We start from the raw sequence: 19,260 nt of genomic DNA, 5'->3' as shown, positions 1-19,260 counted from the left end.
TCAGGGGCATGGAAAGCAGTAGCACCACGCGCCGCCAGGCCACCCGGCAGAAGCTCTACGAGGCGGCCGTGACTCTCATCGCCGAGAAGGGCTTCTCGGCGACCACGGTGGACGAGATCGCCGAGCGCGCCGGGGTCGCCAAGGGCACGGTCTACTACAACTTCAAGAGCAAGACCGAGCTCTTCGAGGAGCTGCTGCGCCACGGCGTCGGGCTGCTCACGGCATCGCTGCGCTCGGCGGCGGAGGAGACCGAGGGGCGCGGCGGCACCCGGGTCGAGGCCCTGGACGCGATGATCAGGGCCGGTCTGGTCTTCATCGACCGCTATCCGGCCTTCACCCAGCTGTACGTCGCGGAGCTGTGGCGCACCAACCGGGCCTGGCAGTCGACCCTCCTGGTGGTGCGTCAGGAGGCCGTCGCCGTGGTCGAGGAGGTGCTGCGCGAGGGCGTGAAGAACGGTGAGCTCAGCGAGGAGATCGACATCCAGCTGACGGCTGCCGCCCTGGTCGGCATGGTGCTGGTGGCGGCCCTGGACTGGCAGGCGTTCCAGCCGGAGCGGTCGATCGACGATGTGCACTCTGCGCTGTCGCTGCTGCTGCACGGGCGCGTCAGCGGGCGCTGACCCCCGAGGGGGCCGGCCCTGAGGCGGGGCCGGCCCCCACTGTCGGGCTGTCCCCGCTGCCGGGCCACCCCCGCCGCGGCCGCCCGCACCGACGCACAAAGACGCCGGTCCGGCGAGGCTCGATCCCCCCGAGCCTGCGCCGGACCGGCGTCTGCTGTGCAGCCGGAGAACCTTCCCCCGTGACCCCCGTTTCCCCCCGTGGTCCCCGGGCTCTCCGTCGTGCTCCCCCGCTCCGGAAGGAGTGCCGCGCCCGTTCCGCCGCCCCGTGTCGGCGGTGCCGGTGCCGCGCCCCTCTCCGTGGGCTCCAGTTTCCCGTCCGCGCAGGTGGGAGCCCATCCGCGCACCTACTCATCTCGTTGCCTAGGTACGGATACTCAGGGCTGCGCACCGAACCCCACTCCGGGCCGATCGCCGTCTGGTTACGATCGCGTCCGTGTCCGTACTCCCTCTGGTGTTCACAAGCGGCTGGGCGAGCGGGATCAACGCCTATGCGGTGGTCCTGCTGCTCGGTGTCTTCGGCGCGACCGGGATCACAGACGAGGTGCCCGCATCGCTGCAGCGCACCGATGTCCTCGTCGTGGCCGGTGTGCTCTTCCTGTGTGAGGTGGTGGCGGACAAGATCCCGTACGTGGACTCGGTCTGGGACTCGGCGCACACCGTCATCAGGCCGGTCGCCGGTGCCGTCGTGGCGGCGCTGCTGGCCGGCGAGAGCGGTTCGCTGCCGGAGCTCGCGGCCGGGGCCGTCGGCGGTTCCACCGCGCTGATGAGCCATCTGGTGAAGGCGGGCACCAGGATGGCGGTCAACACCTCCCCCGAGCCGTTCAGCAATATCGCGGTGAGCACGGCCGAGGACCTGGGCGTCGCAGGAATCGTCACGTTCGCGATATTCCATCCGCTGGCGGCCGCGATCATCGCCGCGGCACTGCTGCTGCTCGGCATGGTCATACTGGTCTTCCTGGCCTCCCGGATCCGCCGGTTCCTGCGCCGCAGGGCTCAGCGCCACGAGGAGAATCGCCTGGCCGGGACCGGTTCGCACTGGCCACTGGACTGAGTGTCGGAGGCGGCCGTTAAGGTCACTGACATGGCACGAATTGCGGTGATCGGCGCCGGGATGGGCGCGATGACGGCGGCCGCCCGGCTCGCCGTGGCAGGCCACCGGGTGACGGTGTACGAGCGGTCGGCGACCTTCGGCGGCTCGGTCGGCCGGTATGCCCATGAGGGCTTCGCCTTCGACACCGGTCCCACGCTGCTGCATCTGCCCGCGGTCTACCGCGACTTGTTCGTGAAAACGGGCAAGGAGCCGCTGGAGCGGTGCGTCACCATGACCCAGGTCGATCCGGCGAGCCACCACATCTTCGCGGACGGCACGGCGGTCTCGCTGCCGAATGCCTCACGTGCCGGGGTGGTCGCCGCCCTGGACACCGCGCTCGGGGGCGGCGCGGGCGCGGCCTGGGGCGAGTTCCTCGACCGGGCGCGCGATGCCTGGGACCGGTCCCGGCGTCCGCTGCTGGAGGAGCCGTTGCGCTCCGACTGGCAGGTGCTCGGCCGTGATCCGTATCCCGCGCTCCGGCAGCGCCGGCTGCTGCGCTCGGCACGCCAGGCGGGCACGGTGACGGAGGTCGGCGCGTGGGAGCTCTCGGACCCCCGGCTGGCCGCCCTGCTCGACGGGTACGCCCTGTCGTACGGGCTCGACCCGCTGCGCGCCCCGGCGGCGGCCGCCCTGCTGCCGTACATGGAGGAGACCTTCGGCAGCTGGTACGTCTCCGGCGGGATCCGGGCCCTGGCCCAGGCGGTGTACGAGCGGTGTCTGGCCCGGAAGGTGGAGTTCGTCTTCGGCGGCGAGGTGGCCCGGGTCGTCGAGAAGGACGGCCGGGCAGCGGGCGTCGAGCTCCTGGACGGGACGGTTGCCGAGGCCGGTCATGTGGTGCTGGGGGCCCGTCCGAATCCGGGCCTGGTGCCCGGTCAGGAGCTGTGGCGGGACGGCGATGTCGCGGTGCAGCCGAAGCAGGGGGTGGTGCCGGGCCGGTTCCTGGTCCTGCTGTCGCTGCGCGGCGCCCGGCCCGCGGATGCCGTGCACCGGACCCTGGTGCACCCGGCGGACGGCGGGGCGGAGCGCGGGGCGGTGTTCGGCGGAAGGCTCGCCGACCGTCCCACGGTGACGGTGCTGCGCCCGGACGACCCGTCGACCCGCCCCGACGACGCGCACGAGGCAGTGACGCTGATGGCGACGGTCGCCCCGCACGGCGCGGTGGACTGGACGGACGCGGCGCTGCGCGAGCGGTGCGCCGACGCACTGATCGAAGCGGCCGGCGTGGCCGTGCCCGGCATACGGGAACGGCTGCTCCACGCCGAGGTGCGGACCCCGGCCGAGACGGCGGCCGACACCGGCGCCGAGGGCGGCTCGGTGCCCGCGCCCGCGCTGGCCGGGGCGGGGTGCGCGTATCTGCACCCGGGCAATCGCACCCGGCTGCCGGGGCTCTACATCGCGGGCGGCTGGTCGCATCCGGGTGGCGGGCTCGCCCACGCGGGGATGTCGGGGGCGCTGGTCGCCGGGCTGATCGTGGAGGGGGACGGGTTCCGGGGCTCCCAATGAGGGAGAGGCCGCCGGTCGGCGGCGCCACCGGGGTGCCGAGCGGGTCCGATCGCCGCCCCTGCCCTCGGTCACTCCCGCGGCACCCTGCTCCTGCCGGTCCGCGATCAGTAGCGGTGCTGCTGCTCGTCGTAGCCGGTGTCGTAGCCGTTCGGGTACGGGGCAGGCTGTGCGGGCTGCTCCGGAGGTGCGGACGGGTACTGCTCGCCCTCGCGCTGCTGCGGCACCCAGACACCGCCGGGCGGGGTCTCGGGGGCGTACGGATCGGCGGCGTACTGCTGCTGGCCGTCGTAGCTGTCGTAGCCGCTGCCGTTGCCGTAGCTGTCGTACGAGGCGTACTGCGTGGAGCCGCCGGTGGTGCCGGTCCCGATGTACGGGTCGGAGTACGCGGCGTACTGCTGCTGATCCGTGCCGTAGTCGTACTGCCCGGCGAACGAGTCCTGTCCGGCGTACGGGTCCTGGCCCGGCGCCGCGTACGTGGAGTGGTCGGCGTAGGGGTCGTACGCCGCGTACTGAGGCTGCTGCTCGGGCTGCCGGCCCTGGTTCTGTCCCTGCTGCGACTGCGGGTGATCGCTGTAGACGCCGTACTGCCCGGTGTCGTCCGGCAGCGGCTCCGGCTCGTAGACCGCGGCCCCCGGTGCCGCGGCGTCCGCCCGCTGCGGGACCTGCTCGTCGTACTCCATCTCCAGGTCCGACACCTCGAGCGTGGGCTCGCGGCTGCCCCGGTCGCCCCCGCCCCGGCGGCGACGGCTCTCGCCGGGGCTGCCCCCTATCGCCCAGCCGGTCGAGAAGCCACGCCTGAAGGACAGCGTGACGTACGTCTGACCGGTTGCGAACGCGATCGCACCGACGGCGATGACGAACACGGACGGCATCAGTACGCCGACGACCACACAGCCGAAGCCTGCGAAGGCGAGCAGGCGCCAGCGAAGGCGCGCCTTGTACTGCAGGAGCACCTCGCCGAGCAGCCACAGCGCGACGATTCCGAACGCGATGTAGAGGACTGTCCAGCCCATGCCCGCCCCCTCCTACGGCCACCGCCCCGGGTCGTGGCGGGTACGGCCGGTCACGACTGCTTGTGCAGTCCGAGATTCTCGTAGATTTCGAGCGTCGCCGTCGAGTTGTTGAGCGTAATGAAGTGCAGTCCGGGTACACCCTCGGATCGCAGCCTCGCGCAGAACTGCGTTGCGAAGTCGATACCAATGGAGCGTACAGCGGCGGGATCTTCCTTGGCGGCGAGGATGCGTTCTTTCAGCGCGGAAGGGAAAGACGCGTTGCTGAGCTGCGCAAACCGGTCCAACTGCTTGACGCTGGTCAGCGGCATGACCTCGGGGATGATCGGCGTTTCGCAACCCGCAGCGACCACGCGGTCACGCATCCGCAAATAGTCCTCCGGATTGAAGAACATCTGGGTGATCGCATAGTCGGCACCGGCGCGGCACTTGTCCACGAAATGCCGGGTGTCGGTGTCCCAGTCGGTCGAGCGCGGGTGCATCTCGGGAAATGCCGCGACGCCGACGCAGAAATCGCCGGATTCCTTGATGAGTCGAACGAGATCAGCCGCGTACCGCACGCCCTGCGGGTGCTCGACCCACTCGCCCATCGGGTCGCCGGGCGGGTCTCCGCGCACGGCGAGGATGTTCCGGATTCCGGCGTCGGCGTACTGCCCGATCATGTTGCGCAGCTCGGCGACGGAGTGGTTGACCGCCGTGAGGTGCGCGACCGGGGTGAGGGTGGAATCGGCGGCGATCTGCTGGGTGGCCTTGACCGTCCCGGCCCGGGTGGAGCCACCGGCCCCGTAGGTCACGGAGACGAAGCTCGGCCCCACCGCCTCGACACGGCGCAGCGCATTCCAGAGGTTCCGCTCGCCCTTCTCGGTCTTGGGCGCCCAGAACTCGAACGAATACGAAGTCTTGCCGGTCGCGAGGAGCTCACGCACCGTGCGCGCGTGATCTGTCCTGGTAGAAGGTGTGCCAAGGGCCATACGGGCAGGTTAACCAGAGCGCGACGGCCACAGGACCAGACCAGCGGCAATTGCCCGAATTGACTGGTTGTTTGTCCACCCTTCGGACATCTGGCCGGATCACGCTCCGGTGCGCGCCCGGATTCGCTCGACCAGCTCGGCGGTGGCGGCGGCCGGGTCGGGGGCCTCGGTGATCGCCCGTACGACGACCACCCGGCGCGCTCCGGCGTCCAGCACCTCGTCGAGATTGCCCGCGTCGATCCCGCCGATGGCGAACCACGGACGCCGCTGGTCGAGCGAGGCGGCGTACCGCACGAGGTCCAGGCCCGGGGCGTGCCGGCCGGGCTTGGTCGGAGTGGGCCAGCAGGGGCCGGTGCAGAAGTAGTCCACCCCGGGCTCGGCGACGGCCGCGTCGACCTCGGACTCGGCGTGGGTGGAGCGGCCGATCACCACATCCTGGCCGATGGTGGCGCGGGCGGCGGGGACCGGCAGGTCGCCCTGGCCGAGGTGCAGCACATCGGAGCCGATGGCGTGGGCGACATCGGCCCGGTCGTTCACCGCGAGGAGCCTGCCGTGGCGCCTGCAGGCTTCGGCGAAGACCGCCAGGTGTTCGAGCTCCTCGGCCGCTTCCATGCCCTTGTCGCGCAGCTGGACGATGTCCACCCCACTGGAGAGGACGGCGTCGAGGAACGCGGGGAGATCGCCTTGGCGCCTGCGTGCGTCCGTGCACAGATACAGCCGGGCATCGGACAGCAGCGCGCGAGGCGTGGACATGGCGCGGTTCCCCCTGGAGAGCGTTGCGGAGCGGTTGTCGGTACGGCGCGGGGGTACGGGCCGCGCACTGCTGCGCGGCCCGCCCCTCACATACGGCCTGCGGTCAGACGGCGAGCGCCTGGGCGCGGCGCTTCACCTCCGTGCCGCGATTCTCGCTCAGTGCCTGGGCAGGGGTGCCCGGCAGGGTCGGGTCGGAGGTGAAGAGCCATTCCAGCATCTCTTCGTCGCTGTAGCCGTCGTCCCTCAGGAGCGTCAGGGTTCCGGAGAGCCCCTTGACCACCTTGTTGCCGTCGATGAAGGCGGCAGGCACCTGAAGCGCCCGGTTCTCACCACGTCGTACGGCGATGAGCTGGCCCTCCTTGACCAGCTGCCGCACGCGCGTCACCTCGACATCGAGCATTTCGGCGATGTCGGGAAGGTGGAGCCAGGCAGGGACGAGAGCATCGATCTTTGCGTCAATCTCGGTCACAGGGACAAGCGTGCCATCCCGGACCGACAGTCGGTAGCCGGACTCAGCCCTTCAGGGCGTCGCGGACCACGTCCGCGACGCGGCAGTGGCTCTGCTGGTCGCGGGTGACCCAGCCGTGCGCGGTCGTCAGGGAGCGCGAGTAGCAGGCTCCGGTGTCCGTGGTGCCCCGGTACTTCTCGGTCGAGGCTCCGTCGGCGGACTGGACGACGCCGCCCGTGCGGACGAGGTTGCCGGTCGAGTCCACGGTGTCGTCCGTGACCGCTTCTGTGTGCCACGCGTGTGCGGAGCCCTTACGGGACGTGTCGACGAGCACACGGCGCTGGGTGACGTCGGCCCTGAGGTCGTAGTTGTTGTAATCGCCGTACACCGGGATGTCCATGTCCACGTCGATGGGGTAGGACCAGGTGTGCCGCTGCGCGTCCGTGCGCCCGTGGGTCTGGGTCGTCACCGTGGTGGAACCATGGTCACGCTGATGCATCACCTGATGGCTGCCCGTGCGGGAGACGTTGTCCGTGTTGGTGTAAGCGAACTTCTGCTCGACGGTGGTGGTGACCCGGCCCTTCGAGGTCTCGACATAGCCCGAGATCTTCCAGGAGCGGCCGGTCGACACGGAGACGTCCGTGGAGCCGTCCTTGCCCGGGGTCTGGACGGTCTTCACGACCGGGGTGTGGCTGAGCGTGTTGGTGGTCACCTTGCCACTCGTGCGGGACGCGTGCGCGTCCGTGTCGAGGAAGAGCGAACCATCGACGGTCCAGCCGTCGGCCGCACCGTACGGGGTGATGCTGATGGCGTGCGGCTTGCCGTCGGCCAGCAGACCCGCGAAGGGGGTGAGGTCGATGTCGTACGCCTCGGTCTTGAACTGGTCGATGGCCGGGATCGGGCGCCACAGGGTCGGCACGATGCCGCCGGAGTACACCACGGGGTACGGCTGGGCGAGACCGGCGGGCTGTCCGTCCACCGCGACCTGCACCTCACGGTAGGGGCCGCCGCCGCAGAGGTAGTCCGGAGCGGTTTCCGCCAGGTCGCTGGGGACCGCGTCGAACCACTGCTCGTCGCAGCCGCCCCCGCGTGCGTAGACCTCCAGGCGCGCGTTGGTCAGATTGCGCGGGAAGGTGACCTCGGTGCGGGTGGAGCCGCCCTTGCCGACGTTCATCCAGGGGGCGCCGCCGGAGTTGGTGTCACCGAGCGGGACGATGCTGTCGGCCGTGGTGGCGGCCGGGTGGCGCTTGTCGGCCTGGTAGTACGTGACCGTCAGCTTGATCTTGTACACGCCGGTATACGTCTCGTTGACGACATTGCCCAGTTCGAGCTGGAGCTTCTGCGGGTCCTTGAGGAGCGGCGCGAAGTCGGTGATGTCCTTGGCGACGTGCCAGCTGATGCCGTCGTCGTCGGGCTCGGCGGTGCTGGTGCGGAAGACCTCCGCGCCACCGACGAAGACCGCGGCGAGACGGTCGTACTGACGCCCCTTCACGCTGCCCGACCAGTCGAGGACGACCTTGTTCCACGGCCCCTTGCACTTCTCGGGCGGGGTGAGCGTGGTGGTGTACGGCGGTCCGCCGAGGGTGTAGCCGAAGTCGTGGTCGACGGCCGTCACCGAGCAGTGCTTGGTGTCCGGGCGGGAGACCGGCGGCAGCGCGTCGATCGGGTCCTGGTAGTCGACAGCCGGGTTGGAACCGGGCTGGGGAGCGGTGCCCGCGTACGCCGGGGCGGCGAGTGCGCCTCCGACGAGGGCGATCGACGCCGAGGCCATGGAGATTCCGCGCAGCGCGCGGGCCCATCTGTGTCGAAACATGCGCATCCTTCGAAGAGATATGAAATGAGCACTCTAAAAGATGCACAGTGCACTAACTTTTCCCTCCTCCCAAGGGGTCGTCCACATAGCGGACGTCAACGTCCTTTGCCCGTACGCCTACTGACGAGTCGCCGACTTCAGCGGTACGGACGGGTCACCGGCCCGCTCCGGATCGAGCCGTGCCCCCGCCTCGATGAGCTTGCGCCCCTGCGCCAGATCGCGTGGCCGGCCGACGGCGAGGACCGCGACCAGGACGTCGTCCCGCAGCCAGCACACCGACCAGGAGGGACCGGCCGGATCGCCGCGCCACAGCAGGGTGTCGGCGCTCCCGTGGTGGCCCGCGTACTGCACGAACCGGTCGAACTGCTCGGACCAGAAGTACGGCACAGGGTCGTACGTCCGCGGAGCCGGGCCGTCCTCGGCCCCCGCCCCGATGATGTTGGCGGCGGCGGTCCGAGGGCCCTGGAGTGCGTTGTCCCAGTGGTGGATGAGAAGGCGTTCGCCGTACCGCAAGGAGGGGAACGAGGCGCAGTCACCGACCGCGTACACATCGGGGACCGAGGTGCGCAGCGTCCCGTCGGCGGTCACCGATCCGTCGGGGCCGAGCGCGATGCCGGAGCCGGCCAGCCAGCCCGTGGCGGGCCGTGCGCCGATTCCGACGACGACCGCTCCGGCCGGGATCGTGCGGCCGTCCGCGAGGATCACCCGGCCGGGTTCGATGCGGGCGACCCGGGCTCCGGTGAGGAGTTCGGCGCCGCTCTCGGCGTACCAGGCGGTCATCGGGGCGGCGACCTCGGCGGGCATCGCGCCCGCGAGGGGCCGGTCGGCGGCCTCGACGACGGTGACCTCGCAGCCCGCGGCGCGGGCCGCGGTGGCGAACTCGGCACCGATCCAGCCCGCGCCGACGACCACGACGCCGTGCTGCCCGTCGAGTACGGGCCGCAGCCGTGCCGCGTCGTCGAGGGTGCGCAGCAGATGGACGCCGGGAACCCCCTCGGCGCCGGGCAGGACGACCGGTTCGGCGCCGGTCGCGATCACCAGGACGTCGTATGCAACGGGTCCCGACGGGGTGTCCAGCTCATGCGCGCCCGGCCGCACACCGGTGACTTCGCGGCCCAGCTGCAGATCGATGTCCAGCGCGTCGAAGTCGACGTCGAAGGCGGAGTCCTCGGCCTTGCCGAGCAGTACCGCCTTGGACAGCGGGGGCCGGTCGTAGGGCTGGTGCGGTTCGGCGCCGATCAGGGCGACGGAGCCGGTGAAGCCCTGTTCCCGTAGGGCCACCGCCGTCTGCACGCCGGCCATGCCCGCGCCGACGATGACGACGCGGCGCCCTGCCTGCCGGTCCGGCTGCTCTGACTGCTGCTGCTCGCTCACTAGTACACCTTACGCATCTGACGAATCGTCAGGAAAGGGGGAGCTCTTCGACCGTGCTCGTCCCGCTGCTCTGCAACTCGGTTCACAGCTGCTCGACCAGCGCCCGGTTTTGGCGAACATGGGCACGATTGGGTGAACAGTGTGACGATCTGTGGGTATGCCCGGCCATGTGTGCGTAATGTGCGCGGTGCGATCTGGGACGCCGAGTGTGGCGTCAGCAGTCGGGGCCCCCGTATCACCGGAGTAATGGTTCGGGGCCTCCCCGTCGCCTCTGGCCACACCCACATGACCAGGTCGTAGGGATTCCACCCACCTGGGACGGACCGCATACGGGATATGCGTCGCCGCCCAGGAGGCGAAAGCGGAGGACCAGTGCGCCCAAGACCGTTCGGGGCGTGCCGGTGGGACAGGACCTGTTCCTGCTCACTGCCCAGGAACGGTTTAGGGTGGCCAACGTAAAACACTCGCGGGAGCCCGGACGCACCGGGCTGAGAGGGAGGCTGGAGCGGCCTTCGACCGTACGAACCTGATCCGGGTCATGCCGGCGAAGGGAGGGGTTGGGCACCCATGCGTTCTTCTCGGAACGGGAACGGATCCGATGTCCTTGTCATCGGGGGCGGGATCATCGGTCTGGTGACCGCCTGGCGGGCCGCGCAACGCGGACTGCGCACCGCGGTCGTCGATCCCGAACCGGGTGGCGGAGCCGCCCGGGTGGCGGCCGGCATGCTGGCCGCCGTCACCGAACTCCACTACGGCGAACAGATGCTGCTGGGCCTCAATGTCGCCTCGGCCGCCCGCTATCCGGCCTTCGCGGCCGAGCTGGAGGCGGCGAGCGGACAGGAGACCGGCTTCCGCGCCTGCGGCACCCTGGCCGTCGCGCTGGACTCCGACGACCGTGCCCATCTGCGGGACCTTCACGCCCTGCAGCAGCGTTCGGGCCTGGAGTCGGAGTGGCTCACCGGCCGCGAGTGCCGCCGCCTGGAGCCGATGCTCGCGCCGGGCGTCCGCGGCGGTCTGCGGGTCGAGGGCGACCACCAGATCGATCCCCGCCTGCTGGCCGCCGCACTGCTGACCGCCTGCGAGCGGGCCGGGGTGGTCTTCCACCGCGGCTGGGTGGAGCGCCTGACGGTGATACGCGACCGGGCCGCCGGAGCCGTGCTCGCCGGGGGTACGGAGCTCGCCGCCGACCAGGTCGTGCTCGCCGCGGGCAGCCTCAGTGGCCGGCTCCCGGGGCTGCCGGACGAGGTCGTGCCGCCGGTCCGGCCGGTGAAGGGGCAGGTGCTGCGGCTGACCGTGCCCGCCGCGTACGCACCGTTCCTCACCCGGACGGTCCGGGCCGTGGTCCGGGGCAGCCATGTCTATCTCGTACCGCGCGAGAACGGCGAACTGGTCGTCGGCGCCACCAGCGAGGAGATGGGCTGGGACGCCACCGTCACCGCGGGCGGCGTCTACGAGCTGCTGCGGGACGCCCACGAGCTGGTGCCCGGCATCACCGAGCTGCCGCTCACCGAGACCGGGGCCGGCCTGCGCCCCGCTTCCCCCGACAACGCCCCGCTGCTCGGCCCGACCGCCCTGCCCGGCCTCCACCTCGCCACCGGCCACCACCGCAACGGGGTGCTGCTGACCCCCGTCACCGGTGACGTCATGGCAGAGCTCCTCACCACAGGCGAGCTGCCCGAGGTGGCCCGCCCCTTCACCCCGCACCGTTTCTCGTCCGCCGCCGTCTCCGTACGTCAGGAGCAGCCCGCATGACCGATCCCGCACCCCTCTCCGTGTCCGTGAACGGCGAGGTCCGTCTCCTCGCCGCGGGCACCACCCTGGACACCCTTGTCGCCACCCTGACCGCCGCGCACTCCGGCGTCGCGGCCGCCGTCAACGAGACCGTCGTCCCGCGCGGCCGGTGGTCCACCGCCGCACTCGGTGACGGTGACCGCGTCGAGGTCCTGACCGCGGTCCAGGGAGGCTGACCATGTCCGACGACCTCTTCGCCCTCGGCGATACCGCCTTCGGCTCCCGGTTGATCATGGGAACCGGCGGAGCGCCCAGCCTCGACGTGCTGGAACGCTCCCTGACCGCCTCCGGTACCGAGCTCACCACCGTCGCGATGCGCCGCCTCGATCCGACCGTGCAGGGCTCGGTGCTCTCCGTGCTCCAGCGGCTCTCCATCCGCGTGCTGCCGAACACGGCAGGTTGCTTCACCGCGGGCGAGGCCGTGCTGACCGCCCGGCTGGCCCGCGAGGCGCTGGACACCGACTGGATCAAGCTGGAGGTCGTGGCCGACGAGCGGACCCTGCTGCCCGACCCGATCGAGCTGCTGGACGCCGCGGAGACCCTGGTGGACGACGGCTTCACGGTGCTTCCGTACACCAATGACGACCCGGTGCTGGCCCGCAGGCTCCAGGACGTGGGGTGCGCGGCGATCATGCCGCTCGGCTCCCCCATCGGCTCCGGCCTCGGCATCCGCAATCCGCACAACTTCCAGCTGATCGTCGAGCAGGCCCGGGTGCCGGTGATTCTCGACGCGGGCGCCGGGACGGCCTCGGACGCGGCGCTCGCGATGGAGCTGGGGTGCGCGGCGGTGATGCTGGCGTCCGCGGTGACCCGGGCCCAGGAACCCGAGCTGATGGCCGCGGCGATGCGTCATGCGGTGGAGGGAGGGCGGCTGGCGTACCGCGCGGGCCGGATCCCGCGCCGCCACTTCGCCGAGGCCTCGTCGCCGGTGGAGGGGCGCGCGGCGCTGGACCCGGAGCGCCCGGCGTTCTGACCCACCGGACCGCCGCCGGCGGCTGCGTCGCGCATGTCCCTGTCACGGCTCGGCTGCAGTACGGCCCCGGGTCTGCCCGGGGCCGTGAGCCGTGTCCGTGGCAGCTCGTAGACTCGCATGCGTGGATACGACCCTCCAGGACCCTCTCGTCGGGCAGCTGCTCGACGGCCGCTACCGCGTCGATGCCCGCATCGCCGTGGGCGGCATGGCCACGGTCTACCGGGCCGTGGACACCCGGCTCGACCGGGTGCTCGCCCTCAAGGTGATGCACCCGGCGCTCGCCACAGATGCCTCGTTCGTCGAGCGCTTCATCCGCGAGGCCAAGTCCGTGGCCCGGCTCGCGCACCCCAATGTCGTCGCGGTCTTCGACCAGGGCGCCCAGGGGCAGTACGTCTACCTCGCGATGGAGTACGTCGCGGGCTGCACCCTGCGCGACGTACTGCGCGAGCGCGGCGCCCTGCAGCCGAGGGCCGCACTGGACATCCTGGAGCCGGTCCTCGCCGCCCTCGGCGCCGCGCACCGCGCGGGCTTCGTGCACCGCGACATGAAGCCTGAGAACGTCCTGATAGGGGACGACGGCCGGGTCAAGGTCGCCGACTTCGGTCTCGTACGGGCCGTGGGCGCCGTCACCAACACCACCGGGTCCGTCCTGGGCACCGTCTCCTATCTCGCCCCCGAGCAGATAGAGCACGGCACGGCGGACACCCGCACCGATGTGTACGCCTGCGGTGTCGTCCTGTACGAGATGCTGACCGGCTCCAAACCGCACGCCGGCGACACCCCCGCCCAGGTCATCTACCAGCACCTCAACGAGGACGTCCCGGCCCCGTCGGCCACCGTCCCGGGGCTCCCGGTCGAGCTCGACGACCTGGTGGCCGTCGCCACCGCCCGTAACCCCGAGCTCCGCCCGTTCGACGCGGTGGCGCTGCTCGCCGAGACCCGCGAGGCCCGCTCCGGCCTCACCGACGCCCAGCTGGACGCCGTACCGCCGCAGGCTCTCGCCGAGGTGCACGACGCCGCCGAGGACCGCACGAGCGTGATCCCGCGGCTGCTCCCGGCCGACCAGGGCGTGGCCCACCACACCAGCCGGCTGGAGATGCCCCCGCCGACACCGCCGCAGCCCGCGCCGCACGGCCTGCGCCACGGCGGCCCGCGGCGCTCCGTCATCGCCGTGGTCGTCGCGGTGCTGCTGGCGCTGGGTATCGGCACCGGTGTCTGGTACATCAACTCCGGGCAGTTCACCCGGGTCCCCTCGGTGCTCGGCCAGACCGAGAAGACCGCCCGGGAGCGGCTCTCGGACGCCGGCCTGGAACTCAAGAGCGTCGAACGGGCCTACAGCGATACCGTCGAGCGCGGCAAGGTCATCAGCAGCGACCCCGAGTCCGGTGCCCGCATCCGGGGGAACGATGCGGTGACGCTCGTCGTCTCGCGCGGTCCGGAGACCGTGAAGGTGCCCGATGTCCAGGACCTCTCACTCGGGGATGCCAGGCGCGCGCTGAAGGAGGCGGGTCTGGTGCCCGGTATGGTCACCAAGGAGTTCAGCCAGGAGACGGGACGGGGCGAGGTGATCCGCACGGACCCGGTGGCGGGCACCGAGCGCCACCCGGACTCCGCGGTCGCCCTCGTCGTCAGCAAGGGCGCTCCGGTCGACGTCCCGGATGTCACCGGGCTGTCCGTCGAGGACGCCACCACCGCGCTGGACGAGAAGGGGCTGAAGGCAAAGGTGCTGCCCGACCGGGTCAGCTCCCCCGAGGATGCGGGCGACATCGCCCGTCAGTCGCCGGGCGAGGGCACCGAGGCCGCCGAGGGCGACACCATCACGCTCACGGTCTCCAAGGGACCGCGGATGATCGACGTCCCGGACGTCATCGGGAAGGACGTCGATGACGCCAGGAGCGAGCTGGAGGACGCGGGCTTCGAGGTCAAGGTCGACCGCCCGTTCCTCTCCTTCGGCGACACCATCGACAGCCAGTCCGTCGACGGCGGCAATCAGGCCCCCGAGGGCAGCACCATCACCATCAGGACCAAGGGACTCTAGATCCACATGCGCAACCCAGTCGGCGGCCATGTCCCCGTGGCCGGCGGCCTCGCCAAGGTCGGCCTCCCCTACGCCCGCGAGATGGCGGCGGAGGCCGTCCAGGTCTTCGTCGCCAACCCGCGCGGCTGGGCGACGCCCGCCGGAAACCCGGCCCAGGACGAGCGGTTCCGCGCCGAGTGCGCCGCCGATTCCATACCGGCGTACATCCATGCCCCGTACCTGATCAACTTCGGTTCGCATACCGTGGCCACCGTCGAGAAGTCCGTGGACTCGCTGCGCCACTCACTGCGCCGGGCCCGCGAGATCGGCGCCCTGGGTGTCGTGGTGCACACCGGATCGGCAACGGGCGGCCGGCCGCGCGAGCAGGCCCTCGGACAGGTACGCACGCACATGCGGCCGCTCCTGGACGAGCTGACGCGCGACGACGACCCGTATCTGCTGCTGGAGTCGACCGCCGGGCAGGGGTTCTCGCTCTGTTCGCGGACCTGGGACTTCGGCCCGTACTTCGACGCACTCGACGCCCACCCCAAGCTCGGCATCTGCCTCGACACCTGCCACATCTACGCGGCGGGCCACGACCTGACGGGCCCGGCGGGCATGCGGCAGACACTGGACCTGCTGGTGGACACGGTCGGCGAGGGCCGGCTGAAACTGATCCACGCCAATGACTCCAAGGACGTGGTGGGAGCCCACAAGGACCGGCACGAGAACATCGGCGCCGGACACATCGGCGAGGAGCCGTTCCGGGAACTTTTCACTCATCCGGCGACCGCCGGTGTACCGCTGATCATCGAGACGCCGGGCGGCAAGGAGGGGCATGCGGCGGATGTGGCGCGACTGAAGGAGCTGCGCGACCGGGGCTGAACGGCTCGGCCGCGCACTGATTTCCCCGCCGAGGAATACCCCATGGGGGTATACGGTTCTTGCTGTCGACAGGAACCGCTACTCGGCATTGGGGGATCGCCATGCAGCACGACACACAGCACGAGCAGCACAGCCACCATGAGCGGGGCGAGCAGCACAGGCGGCACACAGGTCGCAGCAGGCGCGTAGACCACGGCGAGCACGCAGCCCACTCAGGTCATGCCGACCACACCAGCCACACCGGCCACCATCTCGGCAAGGCCGGCTGGGCCATCGCCGCACAGGCCACCCTGCACTGCCTCACCGGATGCGCCATCGGCGAGATCCTCGGCATGGTGATCGGCACGGCGCTCGACTGGGGCAACATGGAGACGATGGTGCTCGCGATCGTTCTGGCCTTCTTCTTCGGCTACACGCTGACGCTGCACTCCATCCGGAAGGCGGGCGTCGACTTCCGTACGGCCCTGCGGGTCGCCCTCGCCGCCGACACCCTCTCCATCGCGATGATGGAGCTGATCGACAACGGCGTGATCGCACTGTGGCCGGGCGCCATGGACGCCACTCTCTCCGACACGCTGTTCTGGGGAGCGCTCGTACTCTCGCTCGCCGTCGCCTTCGTCGTCACCACACCGGTCAACAAGTGGATGATCGGCCGCGGCAAGGGCCACGCGGTGGTGCACCAGTACCACCACTGAGGGCGGACCGGGCCGGCCCGGGAGCCATCAGGTCAGAGCTCGGGGCCGTCCCCGGACTCTTCCTGGTAGGAGTAGCGCTGCTCGCGCCACGGGTCGCCGATGTTGTGATAGCCGCGCTCCTCCCAGAAGCCGCGGCGGTCGGCCGTCATGTACTCGACGCCCCGGACCCACTTGGGCCCCTTCCAGGCATAGAGGTGCGGCACGACGAGCCGGAGCGGGAAGCCGTGCTCCGCGGTGAGCAGCTCACCGCCCTTGTGGGTGGCGAAAAGTGTTCGGTCCGAGGCGAAGTCGGAGAGCCGAAGGTTCGAGCTGAACCCGTACTCGGCCCAGACCATCACATGGGTGACGTTCGGCGCGGGTGGCGCGAGTTCCAGGACCGTGCGGGCGAGCACCCCGCCCCATTCGGCGCCGAGCATGCTGAATTTGGTGACGCAGTGCAGGTCGGCGACGACCGAGGTGAACGGCAGTACCGAGAACTCCTGGTGGTTCCAGCAGCGCTTCTCGCCGTCCGCCGTGGCGCCGAAGACCCGGAACTCCCAGCGGTCGGGCTTGAACTTGGGCACAGGCCCGTAGTGGGTAACCGGCCAACCACGCTGGAGTCGCTGTCCCGGCGGAAGCTCGGACTGCTCCGACGCGCTGTTTTCCCGGCTTTCCGGCTGACCCATGACTCCATGGTGACAGACAGGCAGGGGTGGTCCCGACCAGGGCAAGGTCAATTCGGGCAACTCGTACTAAGCATGTACTTACTGGACGATGACGGGGTGCGGTGCGAGGATGCGGCCAACTTGCCCAGTTCACCGGTTGGAAGGAGCCTCTGCGATGCAGGGCGACCCCGAGGTCCTTGAGTTCCTGAACGAGCAGCTGACCGCCGAGTTGACCGCCATCAATCAGTACTTCCTGCATGCAAAGATGCAGGACAACTTCGGCTGGACGAAGCTCGCGAAGTACACCCGCTCCGAGTCGTTCGACGAGATGAAGCACGCCGAGATCCTCACGGACCGCATTCTCTTCCTCGATGGACTGCCCAACTACCAACGACTGTTCCACGTACGGGTGGGTCAGACCGTCACCGAGATGTTCCAGGCCGACCGCCAGGTCGAGGTGGAGGCGATCGACCGCCTCAAGCGCGGGATCGAGCTGATGCGCAGCAAAGGCGACATCACGTCCGCAAACATCTTTGAGTCGATCCTGGAGGACGAGGAGCACCACATCGACTACCTCGACACCCAGCTGGAACTGGTCGAGAAGCTCGGCGAGCCGCTCTACATCGCCCAGCAGATCGAGCAGCCCGACAGCTAGGGCCTGCCCGGCGGATCAGGCCGCTTCAGGGAGCTGGATACCCGGGGCCACGCCCGGGGCGATACCCCGATCGACCTCGGGGACGGTGTCCGTGGCGGCGTCGGCGGCAGTGCCCGGCGTCCGCTTCCGGTCGATCAGCTCGCGGCGCGGGCAGGCGCCGCGGCCGAGCACGGCCTGGATCGCGCGGACGCAGCCGCCGCAGTCCGTGCCCGCCTTGCAGGCGGAGGCTATCTGCCGGGGCGTGCACGCCCCGGCTTCCGCATGTTCCTTGACCTGCTTCTCCGTAATGCCGAAGCACGAGCAGACGTACATGCGGTTCACCTCCCGGCGGGATCGGTCGTCGGCGCCACCCCGTTAATCGGTGAGGCCAACCTAACCTTACCCGGCGCTCCAGGCCCTTGAAAGCCTCCGAACGCCCTGTGGGGCACGGATCACATCGATCCGTGCCCCACAGTCGTACGCGCGTTGCCCGCAGTGATGCCTACTGGTCCCGGTACATCTCGGCGACCAGGAACGCCAGGTCGAGGGACTGGCTGCGGTTGAGCCGCGGGTCGCATGCCGTCTCGTAGCGCTGGTGCAGATCGTCCACGAAGATCTCGTGTCCGCCACCGACGCACTCGGTGACATCGTCACCGGTGAGCTCGACGTGGATGCCGCCCGGGTGCGTGCCGAGACCCTTGTGCACCTCGAAGAAGCCCTTGACCTCGTCAAGGACGTCGTCGAAGCGACGGGTCTTGTGGCCGGAGGCGGCCTCGAAGGTGTTGCCGTGCATCGGGTCGGTAACCCACGCCACGGTGGCGCCGGAGGCGGTGACCTTCTCGACCAGGTCGGGGAGCTTGTCGCGGACCTTGTCGGCGCCCATGCGGACGATGAAGGTCAGCCGGCCGGGCTCGCGCTCGGGGTCGAGGCGTTCGATGTAGCCGAGCGCCTCGTCGACGGTGGTCGTCGGGCCGAGCTTGATGCCGATGGGGTTACGGATCTTCGAGGCGAACTCGATGTGCGCGCCGTCCATCTGGCGGGTGCGCTCACCGATCCAGACCATGTGGCCGGAGGTGTCGTACAGCCGGCCGGTGCGCGAGTCGGTGCGGGTCAGCGCCGACTCGTAGTCCAGCAGCAGACCCTCGTGCGAGGAGTAGAACTCGACCGCCTTGAACTCGGCCGGGTCCGTACCGCACGCCTTCATGAAGTTCAGCGCGTTGTCGATCTCGCGGGCGAGCGCCTCGTAGCGCTGGCCGGACGGAGACGACTTCACGAAGTCCTGGTTCCAGGCGTGCACCTGGCGCAGGTCGGCGTAACCGCCGGTGGTGAAGGCGCGGACCAGGTTCAGCGTGGAAGCGGATGCGTGGTACATCTGCTTCAGCCGCTCAGGGTCCGGGACGCGGGCTTCCTCGGTGAAGGCGAAGCCGTTGACGGAGTCGCCGCGGTAGGTCGGCAGGGTGACGCCGTCGCGGGTCTCGGTCGACTTGGAGCGCGGCTTGGAGTACTGCCCGGCGATCCGGCCCACCTTGACGACGGGTACGGAGGCCGCGTAGGTCAGGACGGCGCTCATCTGGAGCAGCGTCTTCAGCTTGGCCCGGATGTGCTCGGCCGACACGGCGTCGAAGGCCTCGGCGCAGTCACCGCCCTGCAGCAGGAACGCCTCGCCCTTGGCGACGGCTCCCATGCGGGCACGCAGCTGGTCGCACTCACCCGCGAAGACGAGCGGGGGATACGACGCGAGGTCCGCGAGTACATCGCGCAGAGCCTCGGCATCGGGGTACTCGGGCTGCTGCGCCGCGGGAAGGTCTCGCCAGGTGTTGCCACCGGCGACGGAGGTATTGGCGTTCACGGTCACATCGACAACATTACGGGGTCGGGCGGTGCGTCCATCCGTAAGCTCAATAGTTGAGACGCGCCCTCGGATGACGTGGTCATCCGTTAGGGTTCGGAACATGTTCGCGCAGACAAACCAGAACTGGTGGTGGACCGCTCATCCGGCGGCCCACTGATCGATCGCGCGCAACAGACCACGCGAAGGC

At 70.2% G+C, this 19,260-nt stretch carries 20 protein-coding genes and 1 riboswitch; of the genes, 11 read left to right on the top strand and 9 right to left on the bottom strand.

Annotated features, from left to right (window positions below; genetic code table 11):
- Positions 1-8: 8 nt before the first annotated feature.
- The 3 genes from OG953_RS31420 (at position 9) to OG953_RS31410 (ending at position 3,213) form a co-directional block, all read left to right on the top strand.
- On the top strand, positions 9-620 hold the full coding sequence (locus tag OG953_RS31420; protein ID WP_405688586.1) for a TetR/AcrR family transcriptional regulator: 612 nt from the start codon (positions 9-11) through the stop codon (positions 618-620).
- 433 nt (positions 621-1,053) lie between these two features.
- The gene (locus tag OG953_RS31415; RefSeq protein WP_405688584.1) at positions 1,054-1,671 is read left to right on the top strand and encodes a DUF4126 domain-containing protein; all 618 of its coding nucleotides are present in this window, start codon (positions 1,054-1,056) and stop codon (positions 1,669-1,671) included.
- A 30-nt stretch (positions 1,672-1,701) separates the two neighbouring features.
- The gene (locus OG953_RS31410; protein ID WP_405688583.1) at positions 1,702-3,213 is read left to right on the top strand and encodes a phytoene desaturase family protein; all 1,512 of its coding nucleotides are present in this window, start codon (positions 1,702-1,704) and stop codon (positions 3,211-3,213) included.
- Positions 3,214-3,317: 104 nt separating this feature from the next.
- Here OG953_RS31410 and OG953_RS31405 read toward each other — a convergent pair whose 3' ends face one another.
- The 6 genes from OG953_RS31405 to OG953_RS31380 form a co-directional block, all read right to left on the bottom strand.
- Complete coding sequence (locus tag OG953_RS31405) at positions 3,318-4,226, bottom strand: hypothetical protein (protein WP_405688581.1); 909 nt, start codon at positions 4,224-4,226, stop codon at positions 3,318-3,320.
- Positions 4,227-4,276: 50 nt separating this feature from the next.
- Positions 4,277-5,194, bottom strand: a complete 918-nt coding sequence (gene metF / locus OG953_RS31400) for a methylenetetrahydrofolate reductase [NAD(P)H] (protein WP_405688580.1) — start codon at positions 5,192-5,194, stop codon at positions 4,277-4,279.
- A gap of 99 nt (positions 5,195-5,293) precedes the next feature.
- A complete protein-coding gene (gene thiE, locus OG953_RS31395) occupies positions 5,294-5,947 on the bottom strand; it encodes a thiamine phosphate synthase (protein ID WP_405688579.1) in 654 nt (217 codons plus the stop codon).
- A gap of 103 nt (positions 5,948-6,050) precedes the next feature.
- Positions 6,051-6,416 (bottom strand): Rv2175c family DNA-binding protein, encoded by a 366-nt coding sequence (locus OG953_RS31390; protein ID WP_405688577.1) that lies wholly within the window; start codon positions 6,414-6,416, stop codon positions 6,051-6,053.
- A gap of 43 nt (positions 6,417-6,459) precedes the next feature.
- Positions 6,460-8,208, bottom strand: coding sequence for a peptide-N4-asparagine amidase (locus OG953_RS31385; RefSeq protein WP_405688576.1), 1,749 nt, complete (start codon positions 8,206-8,208; stop codon positions 6,460-6,462).
- Between the two features lie 117 nt (positions 8,209-8,325).
- Positions 8,326-9,582 (bottom strand): NAD(P)/FAD-dependent oxidoreductase, encoded by a 1,257-nt coding sequence (locus tag OG953_RS31380; protein WP_405688575.1) that lies wholly within the window; start codon positions 9,580-9,582, stop codon positions 8,326-8,328.
- A 456-nt stretch (positions 9,583-10,038) separates the two neighbouring features.
- A riboswitch (TPP riboswitch) is annotated at positions 10,039-10,153 on the top strand.
- On the opposite strand from OG953_RS31380, the gene thiO reads away from it, so the two are divergent.
- The 6 genes from thiO to OG953_RS31350 all read left to right on the top strand — a co-directional run bounded on the left by thiO (position 10,150) and on the right by OG953_RS31350 (position 15,943).
- Positions 10,150-11,334 (top strand): glycine oxidase ThiO, encoded by a 1,185-nt coding sequence (gene thiO / locus OG953_RS31375; RefSeq protein ID WP_405688573.1) that lies wholly within the window; start codon positions 10,150-10,152, stop codon positions 11,332-11,334. (Overlaps the previous riboswitch by 4 nt.)
- Positions 11,331-11,549: a sulfur carrier protein ThiS gene (thiS, locus tag OG953_RS31370; RefSeq protein ID WP_405688571.1), complete on the top strand. Its 219-nt coding sequence runs from the start codon at positions 11,331-11,333 to the stop codon at positions 11,547-11,549. Before thiO ends, thiS begins: the two co-directional genes overlap by 4 nt.
- A 2-nt stretch (positions 11,550-11,551) precedes the next feature.
- A complete protein-coding gene (locus OG953_RS31365; RefSeq protein WP_405688569.1) occupies positions 11,552-12,346 on the top strand; it encodes a thiazole synthase in 795 nt (264 codons plus the stop codon).
- Positions 12,347-12,467: 121 nt separating this feature from the next.
- Entirely contained in the window at positions 12,468-14,384 is a 1,917-nt protein-coding gene (gene pknB / locus OG953_RS31360; RefSeq protein ID WP_405688568.1) for a Stk1 family PASTA domain-containing Ser/Thr kinase, read from the top strand.
- A gap of 6 nt (positions 14,385-14,390) precedes the next feature.
- Positions 14,391-15,248 (top strand): deoxyribonuclease IV, encoded by an 858-nt coding sequence (locus tag OG953_RS31355; protein WP_405688567.1) that lies wholly within the window; start codon positions 14,391-14,393, stop codon positions 15,246-15,248.
- A gap of 101 nt (positions 15,249-15,349) precedes the next feature.
- Positions 15,350-15,943: a DUF4396 domain-containing protein gene (locus OG953_RS31350; protein WP_405688566.1), complete on the top strand. Its 594-nt coding sequence runs from the start codon at positions 15,350-15,352 to the stop codon at positions 15,941-15,943.
- A gap of 32 nt (positions 15,944-15,975) precedes the next feature.
- On the opposite strand, the gene OG953_RS31345 is transcribed toward OG953_RS31350, so the two are convergent.
- Positions 15,976-16,608 carry a sulfite oxidase-like oxidoreductase gene (locus tag OG953_RS31345; protein ID WP_405688564.1) on the bottom strand — a complete coding sequence of 211 codons (633 nt, stop codon included), beginning with the start codon at positions 16,606-16,608 and terminating at the stop codon, positions 15,976-15,978.
- A gap of 154 nt (positions 16,609-16,762) precedes the next feature.
- Here OG953_RS31345 and bfr point away from each other — a divergent pair, with 154 nt between their 5' ends.
- The gene (bfr, locus tag OG953_RS31340) at positions 16,763-17,242 is read left to right on the top strand and encodes a bacterioferritin (protein WP_405688561.1); all 480 of its coding nucleotides are present in this window, start codon (positions 16,763-16,765) and stop codon (positions 17,240-17,242) included.
- Between the two features lie 15 nt (positions 17,243-17,257).
- On the opposite strand, the gene OG953_RS31335 is transcribed toward bfr, so the two are convergent.
- Both OG953_RS31335 and OG953_RS31330 read right to left on the bottom strand, forming a co-directional pair.
- The gene (locus OG953_RS31335) at positions 17,258-17,554 is read right to left on the bottom strand and encodes a bacterioferritin-associated ferredoxin (RefSeq protein WP_405688559.1); all 297 of its coding nucleotides are present in this window, start codon (positions 17,552-17,554) and stop codon (positions 17,258-17,260) included.
- A gap of 169 nt (positions 17,555-17,723) precedes the next feature.
- Positions 17,724-19,070, bottom strand: coding sequence for a class II 3-deoxy-7-phosphoheptulonate synthase (locus tag OG953_RS31330; protein WP_405688558.1), 1,347 nt, complete (start codon positions 19,068-19,070; stop codon positions 17,724-17,726).
- Between the two features lie 73 nt (positions 19,071-19,143).
- Between OG953_RS31330 and OG953_RS31325 the strand changes: the two genes are divergently transcribed.
- On the top strand, positions 19,144-19,230 hold the full coding sequence (locus OG953_RS31325) for a trp operon leader peptide (RefSeq protein ID WP_107451293.1): 87 nt from the start codon (positions 19,144-19,146) through the stop codon (positions 19,228-19,230).
- The last annotated feature ends 30 nt before the right edge of the window (positions 19,231-19,260 follow it).

This window comes from Streptomyces sp. NBC_00057 (assembly GCF_045041165.1).
In the GTDB taxonomy this organism is placed as follows: Bacteria; Actinomycetota; Actinomycetes; order Streptomycetales; family Streptomycetaceae; genus Streptomyces.
This window is presented reverse-complemented; position numbering and strand designations above follow the sequence as displayed.